The organism is Microbacterium sp. NPDC079176 (assembly GCF_040686675.1).
Taxonomy (GTDB): domain Bacteria; phylum Actinomycetota; class Actinomycetes; order Actinomycetales; family Microbacteriaceae; genus Microbacterium.
Window position 1 is genome coordinate 247,925 of sequence record NZ_JBFBLM010000004.1, and the last position, 26,169, is coordinate 274,093.

Annotated in this window: 20 protein-coding genes; 13 read left to right on the forward strand and 7 right to left on the reverse strand. The window is 68.5% G+C overall.

From position 1 onward, the window contains the following. Window positions 1-15 precede the first annotated feature (15 nt). From AB0P11_RS11610 to AB0P11_RS11625, 4 genes are read left to right on the forward strand one after another with little or no spacing between them, the layout of a single operon-like run. A complete protein-coding gene (locus AB0P11_RS11610) occupies window positions 16-1,218 on the forward strand; it encodes an aromatic ring-hydroxylating dioxygenase subunit alpha (protein ID WP_363522080.1) in 1,203 nt (400 codons plus the stop codon). 1 nt (window position 1,219) lies between these two features. Continuing rightward, window positions 1,220-1,771, forward strand: a complete 552-nt coding sequence (locus AB0P11_RS11615) for a hypothetical protein (protein WP_363522082.1) — start codon at window positions 1,220-1,222, stop codon at window positions 1,769-1,771. Then, a complete protein-coding gene (locus AB0P11_RS11620) occupies window positions 1,768-2,943 on the forward strand; it encodes an amidohydrolase (protein ID WP_363522084.1) in 1,176 nt (391 codons plus the stop codon). Before AB0P11_RS11615 ends, AB0P11_RS11620 begins: the two co-directional genes overlap by 4 nt. Continuing rightward, window positions 2,943-4,136 carry a M20 family metallopeptidase gene (locus AB0P11_RS11625; RefSeq protein ID WP_363522086.1) on the forward strand — a complete coding sequence of 398 codons (1,194 nt, stop codon included), beginning with the start codon at window positions 2,943-2,945 and terminating at the stop codon, window positions 4,134-4,136. The genes AB0P11_RS11620 and AB0P11_RS11625 overlap by 1 nt, the downstream gene beginning before the upstream one ends. A gap of 7 nt (window positions 4,137-4,143) precedes the next feature. Here AB0P11_RS11625 and AB0P11_RS11630 read toward each other — a convergent pair whose 3' ends face one another. Next, window positions 4,144-4,872, reverse strand: a complete 729-nt coding sequence (locus tag AB0P11_RS11630) for an FCD domain-containing protein (protein ID WP_363522088.1) — start codon at window positions 4,870-4,872, stop codon at window positions 4,144-4,146. A 160-nt stretch (window positions 4,873-5,032) separates the two neighbouring features. On the opposite strand from AB0P11_RS11630, the gene AB0P11_RS11635 reads away from it, so the two are divergent. The 7 genes from AB0P11_RS11635 to AB0P11_RS11665 all read left to right on the forward strand — a co-directional run bounded on the left by AB0P11_RS11635 (window position 5,033) and on the right by AB0P11_RS11665 (window position 14,760). After that, entirely contained in the window at window positions 5,033-6,700 is a 1,668-nt protein-coding gene (locus AB0P11_RS11635) for a thiamine pyrophosphate-dependent enzyme (RefSeq protein ID WP_363522090.1), read from the forward strand. A gap of 1 nt (window position 6,701) precedes the next feature. Continuing rightward, on the forward strand, window positions 6,702-8,141 hold the full coding sequence (locus AB0P11_RS11640) for an aldehyde dehydrogenase family protein (RefSeq protein WP_363522092.1): 1,440 nt from the start codon (window positions 6,702-6,704) through the stop codon (window positions 8,139-8,141). 104 nt (window positions 8,142-8,245) lie between these two features. Then, window positions 8,246-9,820 (forward strand): ABC transporter substrate-binding protein, encoded by a 1,575-nt coding sequence (locus tag AB0P11_RS11645; RefSeq protein WP_363522094.1) that lies wholly within the window; start codon window positions 8,246-8,248, stop codon window positions 9,818-9,820. 4 nt (window positions 9,821-9,824) lie between these two features. Beyond that, entirely contained in the window at window positions 9,825-10,847 is a 1,023-nt protein-coding gene (locus AB0P11_RS11650) for an ABC transporter permease (protein WP_120493327.1), read from the forward strand. Beyond that, window positions 10,844-12,775, forward strand: coding sequence for a dipeptide/oligopeptide/nickel ABC transporter permease/ATP-binding protein (locus AB0P11_RS11655; RefSeq protein ID WP_363522096.1), 1,932 nt, complete (start codon window positions 10,844-10,846; stop codon window positions 12,773-12,775). Before AB0P11_RS11650 ends, AB0P11_RS11655 begins: the two co-directional genes overlap by 4 nt. Continuing rightward, entirely contained in the window at window positions 12,775-13,575 is an 801-nt protein-coding gene (locus AB0P11_RS11660) for an ATP-binding cassette domain-containing protein (protein WP_363522098.1), read from the forward strand. The genes AB0P11_RS11655 and AB0P11_RS11660 overlap by 1 nt, the downstream gene beginning before the upstream one ends. Then, a complete protein-coding gene (locus tag AB0P11_RS11665) occupies window positions 13,576-14,760 on the forward strand; it encodes a M20 family metallopeptidase (RefSeq protein WP_363522100.1) in 1,185 nt (394 codons plus the stop codon). Between the two features lie 17 nt (window positions 14,761-14,777). Here AB0P11_RS11665 and AB0P11_RS11670 read toward each other — a convergent pair whose 3' ends face one another. From AB0P11_RS11670 to AB0P11_RS11680, 3 genes are read right to left on the reverse strand one after another with little or no spacing between them, the layout of a single operon-like run. Further along, on the reverse strand, window positions 14,778-16,145 hold the full coding sequence (locus AB0P11_RS11670; RefSeq protein ID WP_363522102.1) for a hypothetical protein: 1,368 nt from the start codon (window positions 16,143-16,145) through the stop codon (window positions 14,778-14,780). Window positions 16,146-16,155: 10 nt separating this feature from the next. Next, a complete protein-coding gene (locus AB0P11_RS11675) occupies window positions 16,156-17,619 on the reverse strand; it encodes a hypothetical protein (protein ID WP_363522104.1) in 1,464 nt (487 codons plus the stop codon). A gap of 50 nt (window positions 17,620-17,669) precedes the next feature. After that, window positions 17,670-19,112 (reverse strand): XRE family transcriptional regulator, encoded by a 1,443-nt coding sequence (locus tag AB0P11_RS11680; protein ID WP_056277833.1) that lies wholly within the window; start codon window positions 19,110-19,112, stop codon window positions 17,670-17,672. A gap of 108 nt (window positions 19,113-19,220) precedes the next feature. Between AB0P11_RS11680 and AB0P11_RS11685 the strand changes: the two genes are divergently transcribed. Continuing rightward, window positions 19,221-21,083, forward strand: coding sequence for a phosphoenolpyruvate carboxykinase (GTP) (locus AB0P11_RS11685; protein WP_363522106.1), 1,863 nt, complete (start codon window positions 19,221-19,223; stop codon window positions 21,081-21,083). A 161-nt stretch (window positions 21,084-21,244) separates the two neighbouring features. Here AB0P11_RS11685 and AB0P11_RS11690 read toward each other — a convergent pair whose 3' ends face one another. Both AB0P11_RS11690 and AB0P11_RS11695 read right to left on the reverse strand, forming a co-directional pair. Then, a complete protein-coding gene (locus AB0P11_RS11690) occupies window positions 21,245-23,128 on the reverse strand; it encodes an ABC transporter ATP-binding protein (protein ID WP_056277840.1) in 1,884 nt (627 codons plus the stop codon). 78 nt (window positions 23,129-23,206) lie between these two features. Then, entirely contained in the window at window positions 23,207-23,413 is a 207-nt protein-coding gene (locus AB0P11_RS11695) for a hypothetical protein (RefSeq protein ID WP_053095473.1), read from the reverse strand. Between the two features lie 93 nt (window positions 23,414-23,506). Here AB0P11_RS11695 and AB0P11_RS11700 point away from each other — a divergent pair, with 93 nt between their 5' ends. Further along, entirely contained in the window at window positions 23,507-24,538 is a 1,032-nt protein-coding gene (locus tag AB0P11_RS11700) for a S66 peptidase family protein (protein WP_363522109.1), read from the forward strand. A 62-nt stretch (window positions 24,539-24,600) separates the two neighbouring features. Here the strand turns inward: AB0P11_RS11700 and AB0P11_RS11705 are convergent, their stop codons facing one another. Next, the gene (locus AB0P11_RS11705) at window positions 24,601-26,061 is read right to left on the reverse strand and encodes an MFS transporter (protein WP_053095475.1); all 1,461 of its coding nucleotides are present in this window, start codon (window positions 26,059-26,061) and stop codon (window positions 24,601-24,603) included. Between the last annotated feature and the right edge of the window lie 108 nt (window positions 26,062-26,169).

Sequence of the window (26,169 nt, forward strand, 5' to 3'; positions counted from 1 at the left end):
CGAAACGGAGACACCATGGACACCGGCACCGCATACGGCCTTCGCCTGGGCCAGCCCCTGAACGAGCTCGCCCAGGTGGGTCCGGGCACCCCCTACGGCGAGGTCCTGCGCCGCTACTGGCATCCGGTCGCGAAGGTCGAGGACGCGACGACGCGCCCGACCTCGTTGCGCGTGCTCGGCGAGGATCTCGTGCTGTTCCGCACGAGGAAGGGAAAGCCCGGACTTCTGCACCCCCGCTGCATCCACCGCGGAGCCTCGCTGTTCTACGGCGGGGTCGAAGACGAGGGCATCCGCTGCTGCTATCACGGCTGGGTCTTCGACACTGAGGGGCACTGCCTCGAGCAGCCCTGCGAACCCGATCTGGGGCTGCACCGCGATCGCGTGCGCCAGCCCTGGTACCCCGTCGAGGAGCAATACGGACTGCTCTGGGCCTACATGGGTCCGCCCGACAAGAAACCGGTTCTTCCGCGCTACGACACGCTCGAAGAGCTCGCACCCGGAGAGCAGCTGATCGTGAACGACCAGGGCGTCGGCGGTGGAGGCCCCGCGCAGCTCGACTTCAACTGGTTGCAGCACTGGGAGAACGTCATGGACCCCTTCCACGTGCCGATCCTGCACGCGCGCTTCAGCGGAAACCAGTTCACTCCCGAGATGGCGTTGATCCCCGAGGTCAGCTACGAGTACACCCCGCTGGGTGTGAGGTCGATCCAGATGCGCGACCTCGGCGACGGGCGTCAGCTGCGACGGGTCACCGAGGTGATCTTCCCGAACCTGCGCGTGGTCGCGAGCCCGAAGCTCAGCTCGGGGCAGACCAACATGATCGGCTGGGTCGTGCCGATGGATGACACGAACTTCCGCATCTTCACGGTGGCACGGGACGAGGACTCCGAATTCCTCGCGAAACTGCGATCCACCCACGAGGGAAAGCCCTGGAAGGACCTCACGGATCTCGAGCACCAGCGACTGCCCGGCGACTACGAGGCGCAGAAGTCGCAGGGCTCGATCTCGCTGCATTCCGAGGACCACCTCACGACGACCGATCAGGGCATCGCGATGATCCGCCGGATGATGGCGAAGCAGCACCGAGCGGTCGCCGGTGGCGGCGACCCGGTCGGCGTGTTCTTCGACGAGTCCGCGCGCCTGGTGCGCATCGAGGGAGGCAACTACTTCGAGGGCGAGGCGGACGCCCCGCTGCTCGCCGAGGCCGTGGACGACTGAGATGGCCAAGTACACGGCGCGCCCGCCGCGAGGCGATCGACCGCTGCTCGTGCTCGGCATCAGCGGCGTCGTGGTGCTCGAAGGCGAGGCCGCCGTGCCCGTCTCGACGCATCATCTCTCGGCGTGGGGCCGCTGGGTGCGCGATGTCGAGATCCCCGACGCCGCTTCCGAGCGTCTTGCCGAACTCTCCGAGCGATTCGAGATCGTCTGGGCCTCGGAATGGGGGCACAACGCGCACACTGCTTTTCGCGAGGCCCTCGATCTGCCGGAGGAGCCCTGGCCGTTCCTGCCCGTACAGTTCGACAAGCTGTGGATGATCCGGGAGTACGCCGGAGCGCTGCCCTGGGTGTGGGTCGATGACCCGATCGTCGACCTGCACGGCACGCCCGAGTGCGCGGACGGCGTGATCGTGCGGGTGGACCCCGCCGTCGGAATCGTCGGGGTCGACGCCGACGATCTGTGGGAACGGGTCGCGCAGCTGCCGCAATACAGCGCTGCTGTGTCCGAAGGCGCTGCTGTGGTCGGAGACATTGATGTGAGAGGGCGCGCATGACCGCGGACGTGGCGATCATCGGCGGGAGGGTCGTCACCGGGCTCGGCGACGACATCGAGGGTGCGACCGTGCTCGTGCAGGGCGGGCTCATCACCGCGCTCGGCGTCGGCGTTGAGGTGCCGGACGATGTGCTGACGATCGACGCCTCCGGTGCCTGGGTGCTTCCCGGGCTCATCGATGCGCACAGCCATATCGGCGCGCACGAGGAGGCGAACGGGGCGGCGGGGTTCGACGGCAGCGAGGTGACGTCGCCCAACACGGCGGGAGTGCGAGCGATCGACGCGATCAACATCGAGGACATCGCCTTCCGTGATGCTCTGGCCGGCGGAGTGACGACCGTGGTCGTCAAACCGGGGTCGGGCAATCCGATCGGCGGGCAGAGCGTGGCGATCAAGACCGGCGGCGGTTCGACCGTCGATGCGCGCGTGGTGCGTGCCGACGTCAGCGTGAAGTCTGCTCTCGGCGAGAACCCGAAAGAGACCTACGGCAAGCGCTCGCAGATGCCGGCTACCCGACTCGGTATCGCCTACGTCATCCGTCAGGCCCTCCTGGATGCCCAGGACTATGCGGTGCGCCGTGCGAAAGCCGACGACGACGGCACGCCGTTCGCCCGCGATCTCGGCAAGGAGGCGCTGGTGCGCGCGCTGTCGGGCGAGCTCAGCTGGGATCAGCACGTGCATCGTCATGACGACATCGCGACGGCGCTGCGGATCGCCGACGAGTTCGGGCTCCGGCTCGTGCTCAACCACGGTACCGAGGCGCATAAGCTCGCCGATCTGCTCGCCGAGCGCGACGTGCCGGTGATCTTCGGCCCGATCCTGTCGAGCCGATCGAAGGTCGAGGTGCGCGAGGCAGATCCCGCGAACCTCGCCACGATCGCCGCGGCGGGCGTGCGCATCGCGTTGACCACGGATCATCCTGTGGTGCCGATCGGACACCTCGCACTGCAGGCCGCCGTCGCGGTGCGGGCCGGTCTTCCGCGGGACGCGGCGATCGCGGCGATGACGTCGTCTGCCGCTGAGATCGTGCGCGTCGACGACCGCATCGGAGCGCTCGACATCGGCCGCGACGGCGACGTCGTCATCTGGTCGGGTGACCCGTTGCAGGTGGCATCGCGAGTGCTGCGGGTGTTCATCGACGGCATCGAGGTGCACACCGCGGAGGCCGGCTGATGAGCTCACTCCGAGAGGATGCCGCGGTGCTCCAGCCGGATCTCGTCGCGCTGCGGCGCCGACTGCACGCGCGCCCAGAGGTGGGCTTCGCGTTGCCCGAGACACAGCGGACCATTCTCGAGGCACTCGCACCGCTGGGCCTGGAGGTGGCCACCGGCAATGACCTCGGGTCGGTGACGGCCGTGCTGCACGGCGCGTCGGACGGGCCGTCGGTGCTTCTGCGCGGTGACATGGATGCGCTCGCCATCGTCGAGCAGACCGGACTGTCCTACGCGTCGACGAACGGTGCCATGCACGCATGCGGGCACGATCTGCACATCGCGGGTCTCGTCGGCGCCGCACGACTGTTGGCGAGCAGACGCGAGCAGATCGCCGGGTCGGTGGTCTTCATGTTTCAACCGGGCGAGGAGGCGGGAGGTGGCGCGCCGCTGATGATCCGCGACGGAGTGCTCGATGCTGCGGGGCCGCGTGTCGAGGCCGCCTACGGCATCCACGTCATGCCCGGGGTGCCCGGTGTCTTCCAGACGAGGGCCGGAGCGCTGATGGCGAGTGCGAACTCGGTGCGCATCCGCGTCCGCGGCCAGGGAGGCCACGGATCTCGGCCCTATCAGGCTGTGGACCCGGTGCCGGTCGTCGCCGAGATCGTTCTCGCACTGCAGGCGTGGGTGACGCGCGGCTTCGACGTATTCGATCCGGTCGTGCTCACGGTGACGCAGTTGCACGCGAGCGAGGTGATCAACGTGATCCCCGACGAGGCGGGGCTGGGCGCCACACTGCGAACCGTCTCGGACGACGCCGTGGCGAGGGCCCAGCGCGAGATCCCGCTGCTGGCGTCGCGCATCGCAGCGGCGCACGGATGCTCAGCAGAGACCGAGGTCGTCGTGGGCTATCCGGTGACCGTCAACAGTGCTCCGGAGACTGCGGGCGCGATCGAAGCTCTCGGCGCCGAGTTCGGGCACGTCCGCGTCGAGCGACTGGCCGCCGCGGTCATGGCCTCGGAGGACTTCTCATTCGTGCTCGCCGAGGTGCCGGGAGCATTCGTGTTCCTGGGGGCGACGCCCGCGGGGATCGATCCTGCCACCGCCGAGATGAACCACTCGCCACGAGCGGTGTTCGACGACGGGGTGCTGGGCGATCAGGCCGCGGCGCTCGCCGCTCTGGCGCTGCGCCACGTCGGCACCGAGGCGCAGTAGCGAGCGGTCAGCGCCCGAGTGTGCGGTGGTCGAGCACGGCCTTGCGCCCTGCTTCGACATCGCCCGAGCGGATGGCCTCGATCAGCGCGGTATGGATGTGCAGACGCTCGTCGGTGTCGGGACGGAATCCCGGAACCGACAGGTCGGCGTCGTCGGTGCTTCCGCTGGTCTCGCCTTCGATGTAGTCGACGAGGTTGAGGTAGAACGTACGGAGCACCGCGTTCGGGGAGATCTCCGCGATGCGTCGGTGCAGGCGCCAGTTGCCGTGCAGGCCCTCGACCGGGTCGTGCCAATGGTCGGCGATCTCGGCCATCAGCGCATCGAGGTCGGCGATGTCGGCGTCGGTGCGATGCACGACGGCGTCTCCCATGACGGCCTCGTCGAGCGCATCGAGCACCTTGACGACGTCGTGCACGGGGGCGCCGGTCTGGCGGAGCCGCAGCACGCTGTGCGCGAGTCGGATGAGCGGCGACTGGTCGGCGACGAAGATGCCGCCGCCGGGGCCGGGGCGGAGGTCGACCGAACCGCGGGCGCGGAGCACGCGGAGGGCTTCTCCGAGGGTGGCGGGCGCGACGCCGAACTGCTCGCACAGCTCCTGCCTCGTGCCGATCCGATGGCCGGGGGTGAGCTCTTCGGCCTTGATCATGGCCTCGACCTCGCTCACGACCCTGTCTGCCACGGACTGTGCCGGCGCGACACGCTGGAAGGTGCGTGCATCGTCCTGGGTGTGGGCCACGGTTGTCCTTCGGTCGAGATCGTGGATGTGGAGCGGATCCTTCACATCCTAGGGAGCGCGTGACGCGGCGAGGACGTGACACGGGGGAAATCTCCTATTTGCAGTAATTGAATGTATCTAATACAGTCAATCTCGCAATGCTGCTCATGAGAGGAACCAGATGACCGACCCCACCGGTGGCGATCTGCTCGCCGACTCCCTGATCAACCAGGGTGTCTCGACGATCTTCGGCATTCCGGGCGTGCAGCTCGATGCCGCCGCAGACGCGCTCCAGTCCCGTACCGACCAGGTCGACTTCATCTGCGCACGCAACGAGCAGGCGACGACCTATATGGCAGACGGCTATGCGCGCAGCACCGGAGAGGTCGGCGTCGCGATGGTCGTCCCCGGCCCCGGAGTGCTCAACGCCCTGTCGGGTGTCGCCACCGGGTACTCGGCGAACTCGCCGATGTTGCTGATCGCCGGACAGATCGACTCGAAGGCGATCGGCCGCGGACTCGGTGCCCTGCACGAGCTGCCGGACCAGACCGGCATCCTCGAGCGCCTGACCAAGTGGACGGGGACCGCCCGGTCGGCCGACGAGATCCCCGGGCTCGTGCGTGAGGCGTTCGCGCAGCTGCGCAGCGGCCGCCCGCGTCCCGTCGCGATCGAGGTGCCGCCGGATGTGCTCGCCGCCACGTCGAGGGCCGTCGCCGCCGAGAACGTCGCCGCCGCCCCGCTCGTGCCCGACGAGCAGCAGATCAGGGCTGCCGCGGCCCTGCTCGCCGCCGCCGAGCGTCCGATGATCGTGGTCGGAGGCGGAGTACTCGCCTCGAACGCGTCCGTCGCGCTGCAGGCGCTCGCCGAAGCGCTGGAGGCTCCTGTGCTCATGACCGAGAACGGACGTGGTGCGCTCGATGCCCGTCACCGTCTCGCCTTCGACTCGCTCGCACTCCGCGCCTTCCGTGAGGACGCAGACCTCGTGCTCGCCGTCGGCACGCGCTTCGTCTCGACATTCGGCACCCAGGTCGACACCAACGGTGCTCCGGTGATCCTCGTCAACGCCGAGGAGGCCGATCTCGGCGCCCCTCGCGCCGCCGTGCAGAAGCTCCATGCCGATGCCCGCCTCGCACTCTCGGCGCTCGCCGCGGAGGTCGGGCGTGCGACCCGCGGCTCTCGCGAGAGTGAGTTCGCTCGGGTGCGTGCATGGCTCGGTGAGCAGTTCGACGACATCGCTCCGCAGCGGGAGTACCTCGCGACGATCCGTGCCGCACTGCCCGACGACGGCGTCTTCGTCAGCGAGTTCACGCAGGTGGGCTACGCGGCCAGCGCCTGCTACCCGGCGTACCAGCCGCGCACCTACATCGGCCCGGGCTACCAGGGCACGCTGGGATACGGCTTCGCGACGGCCCTCGGCGTCAAGGCTGCAGACCCGTCGAGGGCGGTCGTCTCGGTGAACGGCGACGGCGGGTTCTCGTGGACGCTCCAGGAGCTCTCCACCGCCAAGCGCTACGGCCTCGGGCTCGTGACGATCGTCTTCCACGACGGTTTCTACGGCAACGTGCGTCGCATCCAGAAGAACCGCTACGGCGCACGCTACTTCGCGAGCGACCTGACGAACCCCGACTACGGCGTGCTGGCCGACGCGTTCGGCATCCGCTCCGCCCAGGCGTTCACCCCGCAGGAGCTCGCCGGCGTGCTCGCCGACGCGATCCCCGCGAACGAGCCGATCCTGATCAACGTCCCGGTGGGGGAGTTCCCCTCTCCGTGGCACCTGATCCATGAAGGGGTGCCGCGCCCGTCGCCGCTCGCGCCCGGATCGCACCTGATCGAGCGGGCAGGGGTCTGACATGATCATCGGCCACGACATCGCCGGCATCAGAGAGGATGCCGAAGGGCGCGCCTCGATCGATGTCGTCGATCCGGCGGACGGCACCGTGATCGGTGCCGTCGTGGCCGGTGACGCCGCGGATGTCGACCGGGCGGTGGCTGCGGCCGTATCGGCCTTCGGCCCCTGGTCGACCACGCCGATGTCGGAGCGGATCGCCCATGTCGAGGCTCTCGCTGCGGGACTCGATCGTCACCGTGAACGACTCGCATCGACGCTCAGCGCCGAGATGGGCTCGCCGATCGCCTTCGCGAGAGCCGCGCAGGTCGGGGTCGCGATTGCCGATCTCGCGCAGCTCGTCGACGCGGCGCGCGCCCATGTCGAGCGCGAGTCCGTGTCGAACTCGCTCGTGATCGCCGAGCCCGTCGGTGTGGTCGCCGCGATCACGCCGTGGAACTTCCCGCTGCACCAGATCATGCTCAAGGTCGGGGCGGCGATCCTCGCCGGCTGCACCGTCGTGCTCAAGCCGAGCGAGGTCGCACCTCTCAACGCCGCGATCGTGGGAGACATCCTCCGCGAGATCGAGCTGCCGGCTGGTGTCGTGAACATCGTCCACGGCGACGGGGCGGGGGTCGGCTCTCCGCTGGTCTCGCACCCCGGCGTCGACATGGTGACGTTCACGGGTTCTCGCGCGGTCGGCGAGAGTGTCGCCCGAGCGGCGGCCGCGACGATCAAGAAGGTCGCGCTCGAGCTGGGTGGCAAGTCGGCGGCCATCGTGCTCGATGACGCTCCGCTCGAGGAGTCGGTGCGGTCGGTGCTCGCCTCCTGCTTCGCCAACGCCGGTCAGACCTGCGCCGCACAGACTCGCGTCCTGGTTCCGGCTCCGCTCGTCGAGGCGTGGCAGGCTGCCGCCGTCGAGGCCGCTGCGGGCTGGGCTCCCGGTGACCCGAAGGACGAGGGCACGGCGACCGGGCCGGTGGCATCGGCGCTGCAGCGCGATCGCGTGCAGGGCCACATCGCGACAGCGATCATGCAGGGCGCACGCGTGTTGACCGGCGGCCTCGATATCGTCGAACCGACGGCAGGCGGCGCCTATGTGCAGCCCACGATCTTCACCGATGTGACACCCGAGATGCAGATCTTCCACGAGGAGGTCTTCGGACCGGTGCTCACGATCACCCCATACGCCACGATCGATGAGGCTGTCGATCTGGCGAATGACAGTGTGTACGGGCTGTCGGGCGGCGTCTGGTCGAGTGATCCTCGACGCGCCCTCGATGTCGCTCTGCGCATGCGAACGGGCACCGTCGGCATCAACGGCGCCGGCCTCGACGTGGGTGCGCCCTTCGGGGGGTACAAGCAGTCGGGGATCGGCCGGGAGTGCGGCGTTCACGGCTTCGAGGAGTTTCTCGAGCTCAAGTCGGTGATGGGCGCTGCTGCCCTCATCGGCGACCATTCGTGATCAGTTACAAACCCGAAACACCGCTGACACGAACCTATAAAAAGCAATTCATAACATTCAATTGGGTTGAACCGCACCCCGCGGAACCCGTGAGAGAGGACACCATGAGACGCAGCATTGTCGCCGCGGCCGCCGTCGGCGTGACGGCCCTTGCCCTGTCCGGTTGTGCCGCAACGGCGCAACCCGGGGGAGAGGGACCGCAGACGATCAAGCTCGCCGTGCAGTCGGATCCAGGAACACTGAACCCCATCACGAACGCGACGAACGCCAGCGAGTCCGTGTCCACCTTCGGATACGAGTCGCTGCTCTTCTACCCGACGGGGGCGGAGCCGAAGGGCCTGCTCGCCGACTCGTGGGAGTCCACCACCACCACGGTCCAGTTCACCCTCAAGGACGGCATCCTCTGCGTCGACGGCGAGCCGCTCACCGCGACCGACGTGAAGTCGACGTTCGAGTACGCCGCAGCCGACGAGACGGGCTCTCCCTACAAGGGTGTCTACTTCCCCGCGGAGGGGCTGACCATCGAGGCGGATGACGCCGCGAACACCGTGACCTTCACGAGCGCGAACGCTCAGAGCTTCCTCGCGGAGACCATCGGCGCGATGCCCATCGTGTGCGCGTCCGGCCTCGCCGACCCGTCGGTGCTCGACACCGAACTGCACGGCACCGGTGCCTACTCCCTCGAGGACTCGTCTCCCGGCCAGTCGTACACGTTCGCGCTGCGCGACGACTACGCCTGGGGCGTCGACGACACGACGAGCAAGACCGAGGGTCTTCCCGGCACCGTGGAGGTCTCGATCATCGAGAGCGACTCGACCGCGGCGAACCTGTTGCAGACCGGTGAGGCGAACATCGCCGAGGTCGGTGGCAGCGAGCGCGATCGTCTCGGATCGACCGATTTCGCGACCGAGCTCGAGGTGCCGCTGCGACCCGGTCTGATCTTCTTCAACCAGGCCGAAGGGCGGGTCGGACACGACCTCGCCGTGCGTGAGGCGCTCGCTCAGGCTGTCGACCGCGAGTCCGTCGGTCCCGTCGCGTCCGCCGGACGCGGCGAGCAGATCACGACGCTCGTGTCGGAGTTCGGCGCCGCGTGCACGACCATGGACAGCTCGTCGGCGATCCCGTCGTACGACGTCGAAGCGGCAGCGGCCGCGCTCGACGAGGCCGGCTGGGTCGAGGGTGCCGACGGCATCCGTGCGAAAGACGGCAAGCCGCTCTCGATCCTGATGCTCTACCCGGCGTCCGAGAGTCAGGGAGTCACCGCGGCGATCGAGCTGCTGCAGACCGAGTTCGCCAAGATCGGTGTCGACGCGAAGCCGACCCCCTCGGCCGCGTACACCGACGTCATCTTCTCGGGTGGCGACTGGGACATCGTCTGGGCGCCGATCTTCACGAGCCTGCCGAGCGACTGGGCCGGAATCCTCGGAGGCGACTTCCCGCCCAACGGGGGCAACTGGACCTACAACGCCAACCAGGAGTACTTCGACCTGGTGGGCGAGGCTCAGGCGCTCGCCGGCGCCGATTCGTGCGACGCCTGGCAGGCGGCGCAGGACTCGCTGTTCAGCAACCTCGAGGTGCTGCCGGTCTACTCGTCGACGTCGACCTTCTACGGCGTGGGAGTGGAGTTCGGGATGTCGAAGAGCATCCTCGCTCCCACCACGATCCGCGTGACAGAGTGACCGTATGACGTCGCAGATCGTGACGCGGCCGAAGACCGTCGTGGTGGCCACCCCTCGGGGTGGTCGCCACGGCGGCGGGCGCTGGGTCCCCTTCCTCCTTCGGCGTATCGGCCGCATGCTCATCGCGATGCTCGTGATCGTGACGGCGGCATTCGTCGTGCTGCGCGCTGCCGGGGGAGACCCGGTGCGGGCCGCACTCGGCCCCACAGCGCCGGCATCCGTCGTGGCTGAGCGCCGCGCGCAGCTCGGGCTCGACGATCCGCTCATCGTGCAGTTCTGGGACTACCTGACCGGCATCGTGCTGCGGGGCGATCTCGGCGTCTCTCTCATCACCGGGCGGTCGGTCAACGAGCTCGTCGAGTTCCGTCTCCCCGCCACGGTGCAGCTCGCGGGGATCGCCTTCATCGTGATCCTGCTCATCGCGATTCCGCTGGGCCTCGCGATCGCGATCCTCACCGTCGGCAACAGACGTCGACCGGTCGAGCTCGCTTTCACCTCGGTCACCGGGTTCTTCGCCGCCGTGCCCGAGTACCTCATCGGCGTCGTGCTGCTCATGGTGTTCGCGATCACGATCCCGCTTCTCCCCGTCGCCGGCATGAGCGGGCCGCAGTCCTTCATCCTTCCGGTCCTCGCACTCGCTCTCGGCGCCTCGGCCTCTCTGTCGCGCATCGCACGCGTCGAGGCCATGAACGTGCTCGGCGACGACTACATCCGCACCGCGCGATCGAAGCGGCTGCCCGCCGCGATGATCTACTTCCGCCACGCGTTGCCGAACATGCTCACCGCCACACTGACACTCGGCGGCGCTCTGCTGGCGACGATGATCGCCGGAAGCGTGCTCGTCGAGCGGGTCTTCAACTGGCCGGGCATGGGCAGCGCGTTCGTGCAGGCCATCATCACGAAGGACTACGGCATCGTGCAGGGCCTTGCCATCGTCTACGCGGCGATAATCCTCGTCGTGAACCTGCTGGTCGACATCGTCCTCGCCATCCTCGACCGTCGCACGACCATTCTGGAGACCGCATGACCTCCGCACACCGGCGTCGTTCCTGGCTGCTGCAGTCACCGATGGCACTGATCTCCCTGACCTTCATCGCGATCTTCGCCCTCCTCGCCGTCGTCGCCCCCATGCTCTGGGGTACCCAGGCCGAGACCCCGTCTCCGGCCGACCTGCTGCAGCCTCCGAGTGCGGAGCACCCGCTCGGCACCGATGCGCTCGGCCGCGACCTGCTGCTGCGCACGCTCGTGGCGACGCGCCTGTCGCTCGTGATGGCGCTGGCTGCGACCGCGATGGGGGCTGTCGCCGGTCTCATCCTCGGCGCACTGCCGGTGGTCGCCGGTGCTCGCGTGCAGCGCCTCTTCGGGTCGGTGATCAACACCTGGCTCGCGTTCCCCGTGCTTCTCGTGGCGATGCTCACGGTGATCCTGCTCGGTACCGGATCCACGACCGCGGTGATCGCGCTGGCGCTGACGATGACCCCGTCGTTCGCCCGTCTGGCGCAGACCCTGTCGTCTCGCGTCGGCGGCTCGGAGTATCTCGCAGCAGCCCGCCTGCTCGGTGTGTCGAAGACGCGTCAGTTCACCCGGTACATCATTCCCAACATCGCCGAACCCGTGATCGTCAACGTGACGCTCTCGATCGGCGGAGGGCTGCTCGCACTGTCGAGCCTGAGTTTCCTCGGGGTGGGCGTGCAGCCGCCCGAGTACGACTGGGGCCGCCTGCTCAGCGAGGGCTTCGAGCAGGTCTACAGTCAGCCGTCGGCGATCGTGGGCCCTGGCGTGATGGTGGTGATCGCCGGCATCATGTTCGGCATGTTCGGTGAGGCGCTCGCCTCGCACATGCGCGGTCGAGGTCGGACGCGCACGCTCTCGGCGCGCGAACTCGGCGATCCGAGCCGCGTCGATGCGTCGGCCGTGGCCGAGGAGCCCACCGACGACGTCGAGCCTCTCCTCGAGGTGGCAGGTCTCAGCGTCTCGTTCCCCGGCGAGCACGGCTGGGTTCGTCCGGTGCAGGATGTCTCGTTCCGCATCGCCCCCGGCGAGATCGTCGGCGTCGTCGGCGAATCGGGCAGCGGCAAGAGCGTGACGATGATGGCGATCGCGCAGCTCGCGCCGGCGGGTGCAGCGGTCAGCGCGCAGCGGCTCCGCTTCGCCGGTGAGGAGCTCGCCGGTCTCTCGGACGAACGTGCGGCGAAGAAGCTCGGCACTCGCGTCGGCGTCGTCTTCCAGGACTCCCTGACCGCGCTCAACCCCGCGCTCCGCGTGGGCACGCAGCTCGCCGAGGTTCCGCGGGTGCACCAGGGCGCATCGCGCAAGGATGCCGATGCCGCGGCGGTCGAGGCGCTCGCGGCAGTGTCGATCACCGACCCGACCCGCCGTGCCAAGCAGTTCCCGCACGAGTTCTCCGGAGGCATGCGTCAGCGCGCGCTGATCGCGATGTCGCAGATCGGCAAGCCGCGACTGATCATCGCCGACGAGCCGACCACGGCGCTCGACGTCACGGTGCAGCAGCGCGTGCTCGCCCTGCTGCGTCGCGAGTGCGAGGAGACGGGGGCTGCCGCGATCGTCGTGTCGCACGACATCGCGGTGCTCGCCGAGCTGTGCCAGCGGATCCTCGTGATGTACGGGGGCCGGATCGTCGAGGACGTCGACGTGCGTCACCTCGCCGAGCCGGAGCGCCTCGCGCATCCGTACACGCGGGCGCTCGCCGAGTCTCTCCCCGACCTCGACACCGATCGCACCGCTCCGCTCGCGACGATCCCCGGTGAGCCGCCGGATCTCTCGCTGCCGGTCGTCGGATGCGGGTTCGCACCGCGCTGCGCCTTCGCGACCGAGGTGTGCCGCACCGAGACGCCGCAGCTCGTGGCCCACGGCTCCGGACGTGTGGCGTGCTGGCATCCGCAGGATCAGGATGCGGGCGTCCACGAAGACTCCTTCGAGAAGGCGGGTGCATGATGGCTGATCTCGTCATCGAGAACCTCGTGGTCACGTTCGGTCGAGGCCACCACGCCGTGAACGCGGTCGACGACGTGTCGCTCACCGTGCCGCACGGCACGACGGTGGGGCTCGTCGGCGAGTCGGGTTCGGGAAAGTCGACCGTCGCGCGCACCGTCGCCGGGCTGCAGAAGCCGACCTCGGGGCGCATCCTGCTCGACGGCACGGACCTCGCGGTCGGCCGCCGCGATCGCCGTGCACATGCCCGCGACGTGCAGATGATCTTCCAAGACCCGTACTCCTCGCTCAATCCGCGCATGTCGGTCGGAGAGACGCTCGATGAGGCCCTCGCGACTCACGGAACGGGCAATGCGCGCGCTCGCGCCGCCGGAGTCAAGGAGCTCCTCGAACTCGTCCGGCTCAAGCCCGGGGTCTCGGAGCTGCATCCGTCGAGCCTGTCCGGAGGCATGCGGCAACGCGTCGCCATCGCACGCTGCCTCGCCGTGAAACCGCGACTGATCATCGCCGACGAGATCACCTCCGCCCTCGACGCCTCGGTGCAGGGTGCGGTGCTGAACCTCATGCGAGAGCTGCAGCGCGAGCTCGAGCTCTCGGTGCTGTTCATCACGCACAACCTCGCCGCGGTCCGCTACATCGCCGACACGACGGCGGTCATGCGCAACGGCGAGATCGTCGAGTACGGAGACGCCGATGCGATCGTCTCGCACCCGGTGCATCCGTACACCCAGGCGCTCGTCGCCGCGATCCCGCGCATCCAGAACGCGGGAACCGACAGCCTCCTCCACTCGATCGGATACTGAATGACCCTGCTCGACGATGCTCGGGGCCTCCTTCCCGAGCTCGTGGCCCTGCGCCGCGCCATCCATGCCGACCCCGAGCTCGGACTCGCGTTGCCTCGAACACAGCAGCGGGTGCTCGATGCCCTTGACCCCTGGGAGCTCGAGACGCGGTGCGGCACTGGCCTGAGCTCGGTGGCCGCGGTCGTTCGCGGCGCGCACCCCGGCCCGACGGTGCTGCTGCGCGCGGACATGGACGCGCTGCCGCTCACCGAAGACACCGGACTCGACTACGCAGCCTCGGAAGCGCGGATGCACGCGTGCGGGCACGACCTGCACGTCGCCGGTCTCGTCGGCGCCGCTCACCTGCTCGCCGCCCGTCGAGAGCAGCTTCACGGCGACGTGCTGCTGATGTTCCAGCCGGGCGAGGAGATCGGTGACGGCGCGAAGCGGATGATCGACGAGGGGCTGCTGGAGCTCGCCGGATCGATCCCTGTCGCGGCTTTCGGCATCCATGTGGTGCCAGGGGAGTACGGGATCTTCTCGACCCGTGTCGGTGCTCTCATGGCTGGAGCGATCGAGGTCGAGGTGACCATCACGGGTCAGGGCGGCCATGCCTCGGCGCCGCACCTCACCCGCGATCCCGTGCCGGCGTTGGCTGAGCTGGTGACGGCTCTGCAGGCCTTCGTCACACGACGCTTCGATGTGTTCGACCCTGTCGTGCTCAGCGTCACCCAGGTGCATGCGGGCAGCCCCGCCCGCAACATCATCTCGGACACCGCGACCCTCGTCGCCTCGGTGCGGGTGCTCTCGCACGAGAGCAGCGCCCGTGTGCAGGACGAGCTGCCGGTGCTCGCCCGCGAGATCGCCGCCGCTCACGGCTGCACCGCGGAGGTCGACACCACCGTGCTCTGCCCGCCGACCGTCAACGACGCGAGCGCTGTTGCCGCCGTTCGCTCGACGCTTGCCGGGCTGTTCGGCGAGGAGCGGGTGCGCGAGACCCCGAATCCGGTGATGGGGTCAGAGGACTTCTCGTACGTGCTCGAGCAGGTGCCCGGTGCGTTCCTGTTCCTTCGGGCGACGCCCGCAGAGGTCGATCTCGAGACTGCCGCTCCGAACCACTCGCCGCACGTCGTGTTCGACGACTCGGTGCTGGCCGATCAGGCAGCCGCCCTCGCCGCTTTCGCTCTCGACCGGCTGAAGGGCTGACGCGGCCCCTCAGCCCATCAGCGCTGCAGGAACGCGCGGAGGTCGGCGTTGAGCCGCGCCGAGACATCGGCGTCGCTGTACATCATGTGCCCGGCCTCGTAACGGTGGGCCTCGGTGCGCTCGCGCGGCAGGTTCCAGTGGCGCAGCAGGTGGTCGGCCGCGCCGACGGTCGTGAGAGAGTCGTAGACCCCGCTGCCGACGAAGAGCCGCGATCGGGGCATCTGCGCCATCCACTGCGAGAGCCGTGCCGGGTACGGGTAGGTGTGGAACGGCGAGGGGCGGCCCATCGCGATGAACCTCGTGCTGCCCTCGTCTTCCCACGTCCAGCTCCTGCCGGCCTCGGGGTCGACGATCCGATACGGACGATCGGGGGAGTCAGGAAACGCCTCGGCCAGCAGTTGTGCGAGTCCAGCGGCGTACCGCGGCGACAGCGTGACATCAGACGGGTCGATCTCCCCCTCTCCCCACGAGCGATCCCCGGCACGCGACTGGTAGCGACTGTCGGTGACGCCCAGCGACCTGCCTGGCAGCAGCCGCGCGCGGAAGTCCTGCTTGCTGATCCAGAGTCGTGAATCGATCAGCTCCTGCGTCGGGATGCCGATCATGCCGGACAGCCTCGCCGCTGTCTCCGACAGTGCGGATGCCGAGATCTCGTCGCCCTGCAGCATCGCGAGCGCCAGGTCGGTGCGCGCGAAATGGAGTGCGGCATCGATCGCGTCGTCGACCGTCGAGTGCTCGCGCGAGCCGACGCCGTGGAACCACGCGGTCGCCGCCTTGTAGGGCAGATTGGCGAGCGCGCCGACGACGTTGCCCGGCCGGTCGAAGGTCTCCTGGATGTTGACGGCCTGCCCGAGCAGCGCGATGCCGTCGAGGGGCGCGGTGTCCACACCGTGCGGGGTGGTCGCGAGGAAAGCCGCGCGCTGCGTGCCATAGCTCTCGCCGAGGAAGAACTTCGCAGAGTCCCACCGTCGGTGACGGTTCACCCACTCGGCGATCGCGACGGCGATCGCGTCTGCGTCGCCCTCGACGGATCGGAAGGCCGCTGCATCCGCGCCCTCGGTGAACGAGCCGAAGCCGGTTCCCGGGGCATCGAGGAACACGAGGTCGGCGACGTCGAGGATCGTCGACGGACTCGCCTCGATTCCGTAGGGCGGGGAGCCATCGGCCACAGGGTCGTGAGGGATCCGCGCACGCCACGGGCCGATGCCGCTGAGGTGCAGGTAGACCGACGACACTCCCGGGCCGCCGTTGGTGAGGAACAGCACGGGGCGAGTGGCCGTGCCGTCGACGACGTAGCTGAACGCCGAGACCGTGCCCTGCGCGGCGCCGTCCGAGCGCCGCAGCGGCAGCTCCTCGAGCAGCGCGGTGTACTCCAGGGAACCCACGCGCGGCATGTCAGCGGGCGGTGGCGTCGAGGTAGAACGCGTCGAGGTCGCTCTTCATCCGCTCGACCGCTCGTTCGTCGACGAACGTCATGTGACCGGACTCGTAGAACGTGAAGCGGATGTTCTCGCGCAGCGACGGCGCGAGGTAGAGGTGAGCGACGTCGAGCTCCGGGCCGAAGAACGGCGTCGCCAGGTCGTACAAGCCGCCCATGACGTAGACCTTGAGGTTGGGGTTGCGTCGAACCGCTGCCGAGAGATCGAGCGAGACGTCGGGCACGAGCTGCGGAGCGTCGATCCCCGGTGCCTTGTGCTTCCAGTCCCAGGCCCGGGCGATCGGCATGTTGTGCAGGTGCCGGTAGTGCAGCTCGCTCGTGTAGCCGATGTCATCGACCAGATGGGTGCGGTACGTCGACAGGTGCGCGCTGTTCACCCCGGCTGTCGCCGCATCGTCGGTCGCGGGGTCGTGCGAGCCGTTGCCCACGACGTACTGATGCTCGGCCGTGAAACGGGTGTCGAAGCGTCCGATGACCTTGCCCTCATCGGCGAGCAACGCATAGCGGTACTGCTCCATGCCGATGCGGAAGCGGTGCTTCTTCAGGTAGTCGGCGTCGAGCCCGATCAGGGCGCTCAGCTGTTCGGCCACCGCATCCTCCTGCCCGTCGGGAAGCAGGTCACCGCGCAGCAGAGCTTCGGCGAAGGGGCCCTGCGCGAACTCGCGGGCCTCTGCGAGGAACGGCTCGAGCGCCGTGTGCGTCGTGCGCGCCTTGCCGTGATACCAGGCGGTCGCCGCATACGAGGGCAGCAGGTTGATGTACTCACGCGGTCCGCCCAGGTTGCTCTCGCCCCAGTTCAGCACGGTCGACAGCAGCACCACGCCGTTGAAGTCGAGTCCCTGGTTCTGCAGGCGGTGCACGAGCGCCGACGCCCTGGTCGTGCCGTACGACTCGCCGAACAGGAAGCGGGGGGCGTTCCAGCTGTTCGTGATCGTGAGCCAGCGGGTGATCGCCTTGGCGAAGGCATCGACGTCCTGATCGACGCCGAACACCTCGGACTCCTTGGTGTCTCCGAGCAGCCGCGAGTATCCGGTGCCGGGGGCGTCGATGAACACGAGATCCGACGCGCTGAGCAGGGTGTGCGGGTTGTCGCCCGAGAGGTACGGCGCCGGGGGAGTCGCCTGAGGCGTGTTCGTGGGGGTGCGCTTCGGGCCGAAGCCGCCGATGTTGAGCCACAGGCTCGCAGATCCGGGGCCGCCGTTGAAGAGGAACGTCACGGGGCGCACGGGGTCGCCCTCGACGCGGTCGGCGATGTACGAGGTGTAGAACACGCTCGCGAGCGGTCGCTGCTCGTCGTCGCGGACGACCACCATGCCGGCACCCGCGGAGTATGACAGAGTGCTCCCGCCCACCGTGATCTGGTGGCGACGCGAGGTGAACGTCTCAGAGGTGGCGGTGTCGGCAGGCGTCGGCTCGGTCACGGTGCTCCCTGGATGAAAACGAATGAGTGAATTGAATATATCTTAATCGATCACTCGCTCGCGTGGCGTCCGAGGAAGTTGTAGACCTCGTTGTCATCGACGCCGGGGAACGCGCCACGGGGGAGCGGCGAGAACATGTGGGTGTGCACGCGGGCGCTCGGCCAAGCCTTCCCGTTCCACCGTTCGGTGAGGTCGGCCGAGGGGCGGCGGCAGCACGCCTCATCCGGGCAGGTCGAGACCGCGCGGTCGGCGGTCTCGCGCCCACGCCACCAGCGCGCGTCGTCGAAGGGAACGCCCACCGTGATCGAGAACTCGCCGTCGGTCGAGGCGCCGGTCTGCGTCGAGCACCAGAAGGTGCCGGAGGGTGTGTCGGTGTACTGGTGGTGTTCGTTCGTGCGGTTCTGCTGCGTGAACGCCGCGCGCGCCTGGAACTTCCGGCACACCCGCTGGCCCTCGACAGCGCCCGTGACGTCCATCGGCAGGGGGAGGTCGTCGTTCTCGTAGACCCTCGTGATCGCACCGGTGGCGTCGACACGGAGGAAGTGCAGTGACATGCCCAGGTGCTGGGTGAGGAGGTTCGTCATGCGCATTCCGGCCGCTTCGTGGGTCACGCCGAATGCGTCGCGGAAGTCTTCGACCGCGAGGTTGCGATCCTTCTTCGCCTGCTGCAGGAAGGCGACGGACGCCGTCTCGGGCATCAGGCACGCGGCGGCGAAGTAGTTGATCTCGAGCCGCTGCTGCAGGAAGTCGGCGTAGTCGGTGGGCGGGGTGTGGCCGAGCAGTCGGTGCGCCATCGCCTGCAGTGCCATGGACCGCAGGCCGTGACCCCCGGGGATCGATGCGGGCGGCAGGTAGATGCGCCCGTTCTCGAGGTCGGTGACCGAGCGGGTCGAGTGCGGCAGATCGTTGACGTAGATCAGTTCGAAGCCGAGCTTGTCGGCCATGATGCTCACGGTGCGGTGCGTCAGCGCGCCCTGCACGTGCCCGGCGGACCGCAGCTGCTTCTCGGCGAGTCTCTCGATGTCCGCGAGGTAGTTGTTCTGCTCGCGCATCCGCAGACGCAGCTCGGTGTTCGCTCGTCTGGCTTCTTCGGGCGTGGCGATCGCCTCTCGTTCGCGTCGCTGGAGTTCGCGATGAAGGCCCAGAAGCGACTCGATCGTCTCGTCGCTCATCCCCTTCGTGACGCGCACGGGGGCGATGCCGAGCTGCCGGAACACCGGGCTCTCCTGGGCGCGTTCGAGTTCGATCTCGAGAGCGGCGCGACGGTTCGGCGGCTCGCCCGAGATGAGGTCGGTGACCTCGGTGCCCGTCGCCAGCGCGATGGCCTGCAGCAGCGAGAGCTTCGGTTCGCGCTTGCCGTTCTCGATCAGGCTCAGCTGCGAACCGGCGACGCCGACGAGTGCGCCTAGCTCATCGAGCGTGAAGCCCTTCTCGAGGCGGTGGTGCCTGATGCGGTGGCCGAGAGTCGCGAGGTGGATGCCGGAAGGAGCCATTCCTTGATACTAGCGAAAGAAGCGTGATTCTTATCGCCCGGAATGGCAGAAAGTCGAGCCCGAACCGGAAGAAGATGGAACAAACGCCCCTCACTTCAAGGAGTAGTCATGGCGATCGCCGAAGTCTTCACCCCCCGAGCATCATCTGTCGCACCTGTGCGCACCTTCGGGACGGCTCCGACGTATGACACCCCTGCGATGGCAGAGCTCGCCGCCTGGGTCGATGAGATCGCGGCGCTCACGCAGCCGGCATCGATCCACTGGGTCGACGGCTCGCGTGCCGAGAACGACTGGCTGCTGCGCGGGCTCGTCGACGAGGGCAAGCTGATCAAGCTGAACCCCGAGTGGCGTCCCGGCTCGTACCTCGCCCGCTCGCACCCCAGCGACGTCGCACGCACGGAGGGCCGCACCTACATCTCGTCCGAGAGTGAAGAGGATGCCGGCCCGACCAACAACTGGGCTCCTCCTGCGCAGATGCGCGAGAAGATGACCGAGATCTTCGAGGGATCCATGCGAGGCCGCACGATGTTCGTCGTGCCCTTCTCGATGGGGCCCGTCGGGGGACCGCTCTCGCACATCGGCGTCCAGGTCACCGACAGCGCCTACGCTGTCGCGTCGATCGGCATCATGACGCGCGTCGGCGATGCGGTCACCCGCCAGATCGCCGACGGCGCTCCGTGGGTCAAGACCGTGCACTCGGTCGGCTCGCCGCTCGCTGCGGGAGAGCCCGACGTCGAGTGGCCCTGCAACGACGACAAGTACATCGTGCACTTCCCCGAGACGCTCGAGGTCTACTCCTTCGGCTCGGGCTACGGCGGCAACGCGATCCTCGCGAAGAAGTGCTTCGCCCTGCGCATCGCCTCGGTCATCGCCCGCGACGAGGGCTGGCTCGCCGAGCACATGCTGCTCATCCGGGTGATCGATCCCACGGGCAAGGCGTACCACGTGGCTGCGGCGTTCCCCTCCGCGTGCGGCAAGACTAACCTCGCGATGCTGCGCCCGACCATCCCGGGATGGCGCGTCGAGACGCTCGGCGACGACATCGCGTGGATCCGCCCCGGTGAAGACGGCCGCCTCTGGGCGATCAACCCGGAAGCCGGATTCTTCGGCGTCGCGCCGGGCACGGGCGAGTCGACGAACGTCACGGCGGTCGAGACCCTCTGGGGCAACACGATCTTCACGAACGTCGCGCTCCGGCCCGACGGAGACGTCTGGTGGGAGGGGCTGACCGATCAGGCGCCCGCCCACCTCACGGACTGGGAGGGCAACGACTGGACGCCGGACTCCGGCCGCCCCGCCGCGCACCCGAACTCGCGCTTCACGGTCTCGGCCGCGCAGTGCCCGCAGATCTCGGAGGACTGGGAGGAGGCGGTGCCGCTCGACGTGATCCTCTTCGGCGGACGTCGGGCGACCAATGTGCCGCTCGTCGTCGAGGCCACCGACTGGACCCACGGCGTGTTCCTCGGCTCCAACATCTCGTCCGAGCGCACCGCGGCCGCCGAGGGCAAGGTCGGCGAGCTGCGTCGCGATCCGTTCGCCATGCTCCCGTTCTGCGGCTACAACATGGCCGACTACTTCGGTCACTGGCTGAAGGTCGGCCGTGGTCTCCGGTTCGACCGCGCACCGCGCATTTTCCAGGTGAACTGGTTCCGTCGTGGCGCGGACGGCCGCTTCCTGTGGCCCGGATTCGGCGACAACTCGCGAGTCGTCGACTGGATCATCCGTCGCGTCTGCGGCGAGGTCTCGACGGTCGACAGCCCGATCGGTCGCCTGCCGCTGATCGAGGACCTCAATCTCGACGGCATCGACGTGCCCGAGGCCGACCTCGAGGAGCTCTTCTCGATCGACACCGACGCCTGGAAGACCGAGGCCGACCTCACCGAGGAGTTCTACGACACCTTCGGCGACAAGGTCCCCGCCGCCCTCCGGGCCGAGCTCGCCTCGCTGCGCTACCGCCTCGACAAGGCGTGACAGAGCGGGCGCCGGTTCGGGGGAGCCGGCGCTCTACGGCCCCCGTGGCCCCAGACCCGCGAAGGCGGGACGTCAGAGACGAACCCATGGCTGAGTGGTCTCCGGCATCCCGCCTTCGCGTACTTCTCCCGCGCTGACCGCGTGCGCCCCTGCCGCGACGCTCAGGCGAGCAGCTGGTGCCGAGCCAGGTCGCGATAGAGCGGCGTCGACTCGATCAGCTCGGCGTGAGTGCCCTGACCGACCACTGCGCCGTCCTGCAGCACGACGATGAGATCGCTGTCGACGACGGTCGACAGTCGATGAGCGATCACGATGAGGGTGCGATCGGTCGAGACCGCGTCGATGGCCTCGCGCATGCGCTGCTCGTTCACGCCGTCGAGCGACGAGGTCGACTCGTCGAGCAGCAGGATCGGTGCGTCGGTGAGCAGCGCGCGGGCGATCGCGAGACGCTGGCGTTCTCCTCCTGAGAGCATCACGCCGTCTTCGCCGACGGGGGCATCGAGACGCAGCGGATCGCGATCGAGCACGTCGCCCAGGTTCACCGCGCGCAGCACCTGTTCGCAGGCCGCATCCGAGGCATCCGGCGAGGCGAGACGCAGGTTGTCGCCGAGCGTGCCGGCGAGGGTGGGGGCGTCCTGCTCGACGTAGCCGAACTGCGCGCGCAGCTCGTCGCGCGGGTAGGTGCGCGAGTCGTGGCCGTAGAGGCGGATCGAACCGCCCGTCGGGTCGTAGAAGCGCTCCACGAGCGAGAGGATCGTGCTCTTGCCGGCACCGCTGGGCCCGACGAGTGCGACGCGCGCACCTCGGGGCACCGCGAACGAGACGCCGCGCAGCACCTCGCGCTCCGCCACGGCGGCCGAGTCGTCGGTCGGTTCGAGGTGCGCGTCGGCCAGAAGCGTCTGCGCCTCCTTCGCGGCGGCGAGGCGAGCGGCGACCACGTTCTCGGGATAGCGGAAGCGCACGTCACGGAACTCGATCGCCGGAGCGAGGGGGTCTGCCGCATCGCGGGGGACGGATGCGGCGATCTCGGCGTCGTGCTGGGTCTCCGTCGGCAGGTTCAGCACCTCCTGGATGCGGCCGAGGGCGCCGAGTGCCTGGTTCACCGAGGTGATCGCCCCGAAGGTGGTGGCGAGCGGCATCACGAGCATGAACAGGAACAGGATGAACGTGATCAGCGAGGCGATCGTGATCGTGCCGGCCGCGACCCGGAAGCCGCCGACGCCCAGCACCACCAGGAGCGACACCTGCAGTGCGACTCCGGCGATGGGGACCACGAGCGACGAGATCTTGGCGATCCGCACCCCGATGCCGTAGGCCTCCGAGGCGAGCGCCGACACGGTCTCGGTCTCGCGCTCGGTGGCTCCCGAGGCGCGCACGGTGCGGATCGAGCCGACGGCGCGCTCGACCCCGGAGGCGAGTTCGCCGACCTTCTCCTGCTGAGCGGTGGACGCGGTGCGGATGCGGCCGCTGAGCGCCGTGACGACGACGACCGAGGCTCCGATCACGACGACGATGAGCAGCAGCAGGACCGGGTCGATCACGAGCATGGCGATCAGCGCGCCGAGGAAGAGGATCGCGCTGCCGACGGCATCCGCCAGTCCCTGGGTGAGCACGGCGTAGAGCAGTGTCGTGTCGGTGCCCACGCGCGAGACGAGGTCTCCGGTCCGGCGGGCGTCGAACTCGCTGATGGGCAGGTGAAGGATGCGCGAGATCAGCTTGCGACGGCTCGAGTACACGACCGCGGTGCCGGTGCGCTGCAGCAGATAGTGCTGGTAGCCGGAGATGATCGACGACACGATCACGAGACCGACGAGGACCCACACCAGGATCCCGAGGCCCTGGTCGGACTGCACGGCTTCGATGAGCTGCCCGACCAGCAGCGGTTGCGCGAGCGAGGTGGCCGCCCCGAAGACGCTGAGCACAGCGACGACGATGAGCGTGCGCCTGTGCTCGAAGAGGAAGGGGAGGAGCTGGCGGAAAGTGGCGCGCGGGCCGTCGTAGTGCGCGCCGCGTCCGCGTCGGCGTGATGTCGCCGTGCTGGACATGCGGGACCTCGTTCTGAAAGGGGGTAGTTCGACCGTACTTCGTGTGCGGGCGGATCCTGTGGATGGGCTGTATGAGTGTCAGTGCCTGCCGAAACGGCGGTGCGCCGCCTGCTTCGAGACGCCGAGGGAGCTCGCGATCGCCTGCCAGGAATAGCCGAGATTGCGCGCCCGTCGCACCTGTGTCTCCTCGGCCCTGGCCAGCTCGCTGCGCAGAGCGGCGAGGCGGTGGAGCTCCGAGAGCGGCTCGCCCGCGTCATCCTGTGCGATGGCGGTCTTCATGGTCATGGGGAACCTCCTGCGTCAATACTTGTTGACGATCGACCCCTTGTCAACATGCATTGACGTTCATCTCCGTGCTCAGGATGCGAGACTGGGCCGATGCTGTCCGCATCGAAACCCGTGCCCGGCGACCGCGTCGCCGTCCTGTCGCCCGCCTTCGCCGCGCCCGCGGTCGCGCCCGAGCTCCACGAGCAGGCGCTCAGCCGACTCGAGCGGCTGACCGGACTGATCCCGGTCGAGTATCCGACCACGCGGCAGCTCGATGCGAGTCCTGAAGCCCGGGCCGCCGATGTGAACGCGGCCTTCGCCGACCCGAGCATCCGGGCGATCCTGGCGACGATCGGCGGGGACGACCAGATCCTGGTGGTGCCGCACCTCGACGCCGCGCTCGCCCAGGCCGACCCGAAGCCGTTCCTCGGCTACAGCGACAACACCAACATCCTCAACTGGCTGTGGAGCCTCGGGATCCGCGGCTACTACGGCGGATCCACGGCCGTGCATCTCGGTCCGGGGCCCGCGGTCGACGACGTGCATCTGCGGTCGCTGCGCGCGGCGCTGCTCGACGGCGGCACGGTCGAGATCACGGAGCCCGGAGAGTCGGAAGATGTGGGGAGGCGCTGGACGGACCCGCGCGCTCTCAGCGAATACGGCGATCGGGTCGCGACCGAGGACTGGACCTGGTCGGGTCCGGCTGTCCGCGTCGAAGGTCGCACCTGGGGCGGCTGCCTCGAGGTCGTCGATCAGCTCGCGCTCGCCGACAGGCTGCCCTCGGCATACGACCTGCGCGGCGGGATCCTGCTGCTCGAGACCAGCGAAGAGCGTCCGCCGGCGAGCTGGGTGGCGCGATGGATGCGCGGGCTGGGCGAGCGTGGCATCCTCGATGTGGTCGCGGGAGTGGTCGTCGCGCGTCCGCCCGTGAGCGATTTCGAGTTCCTCCCCTCGTCGACCGAGGCAGACGCGCTGCGCGCCGCGCAACGGGATGCGGTGATCGAGACGGTCTCGCGGTACAACCCCGACGCGGTGGTCTGCGTCGGGGTGCCTTTCGGCCACACGCGGCCGCAGTGGATCGTCCCGTTCGGCGGGACGATGGTGCTCGACGGCTCGACGCGCACCGTCCATGCCGCCTACTGACCGCCGGACGACGAAGGGCGGCACCTCCCGAGGAGATGCCGCCCTTCGTGTGGACGAGCGCGTCAGAGTTCGACGGCGGCCGCGACTCCGAGATCCGATTCGTAGTCGTTGTCCTTGGTCTCCTTCGACAGCAGGAGCGCGATGAAGGTCAGCACGCCCATCGCCGACAGGTACAGTCCCACCAGCCACGGAGCGCCGTCGCCGAGCTCCCAGAGCCAGAGCGCGATGAGCGGAGCGACGGCTGCGCCGAGGATCGACGAGACGTTGTAGGAGATCGCGGATCCCGTGTAGCGGACGTTCGTCGGGAAGAGCTCGGGCAGCAGCGCTCCCATCGGACCGAACGTCGCGCCCATGAGCATGAACCCGAACACGAGGAACGCCTGCGCGAGGGCGCCCGTGAACTTCGGGTCCATCGCGGGGAGCAGGAACGCGTTGAACGTGAATCCGAACACGATGATGAGCCCGGTGACCCACAGCAGCAGCTTGCGACGCCCGATCGTGTCGGCGATGGGACCGGAGAGCAGGGTGAAGATGCCGAAGAACACGACGCCGACGATCTGCATGAGCACGAAGTCCGTGTAGGCGAACCCGAGTCCCGGATAGAACTGCGCGGCGAAGGCCGACGCGTCGAAGTCCTTGCCCGTCGCCTCGGCAGCGGCCTGAGCGGCGGCGGACGCCGTCTCGAGCGTGGCCGGCTTGGTGCCGTACGCCAGGGTGAAGTTGGTCATCAGGTAGAACAGCACGTACGTCGCCAGCATGATGAACGTGCCGAGGATCAGCTGCTTCCAGTGGTGGCGGAACACGGTCGCGAGGGGCAGCTTGCGGATCGCGCCCTTCTTCTCGGCCTTCTTGAAGGTGTCGGACTCGACGAGCTTCAGACGCACCCACAGGCCGATGATGACCATGACGGCCGAGAACAGGAACGGGATGCGCCAGCCCCACGACAGGAAGGCCTCGGACTTCAGTGCGGGGTTGTCGGCGTGGGGAAGCAGCCAGTTGATGCCGAGGAAGAGGAAGTTGGCGATGATGAAGCCGAGCGGCGCGCCCAGCTGCGGGAACGTGCCGTACCAGGCGCGCTTGCCGGCCGGAGCGTTCTCGGTGGCGACCAGCGCGGCACCCGACCACTCGCCGCCGAGGGCGAAGCCCTGAGCGAGGCGCAGGATCAGCAGCAGCAGTGCCGCCCACCAGCCGATCTGCTGGAACGTGGGAAGGAGGCCGATGATGAAGGTCGCGATGCCCATCGTGAGCAGCGAGGCGACGAGAGTCGCCTTGCGTCCGAACTTGTCGCCGAAGTGGCCGAAGACGACCGCGCCGATGGGGCGGGCGACCATGGCGGCGCCGAACACGGCGAACGATGACAGCAGCGACGTGGTGTCGTTGCCGGTGGGGAAGAACAGCACGGGGAACACGAGCACGGCCGCTGTCGCATAGGCGTAGAAGTCGTAGAACTCGATCGTGGTGCCGACCAGGCTCGCCGTGATGACACGCGAACGCGGGTTCGCGGGGGCGGTGGACGTACTCATACAGCTCCTTAGATCCATGGCCCGGTATACCAAGGCACCGAGAGATCCTACGCCTTCCTGAACGTTTGCTGGGTGCGTATGACATCCCGCTGGACCGCGTGCGTAGAG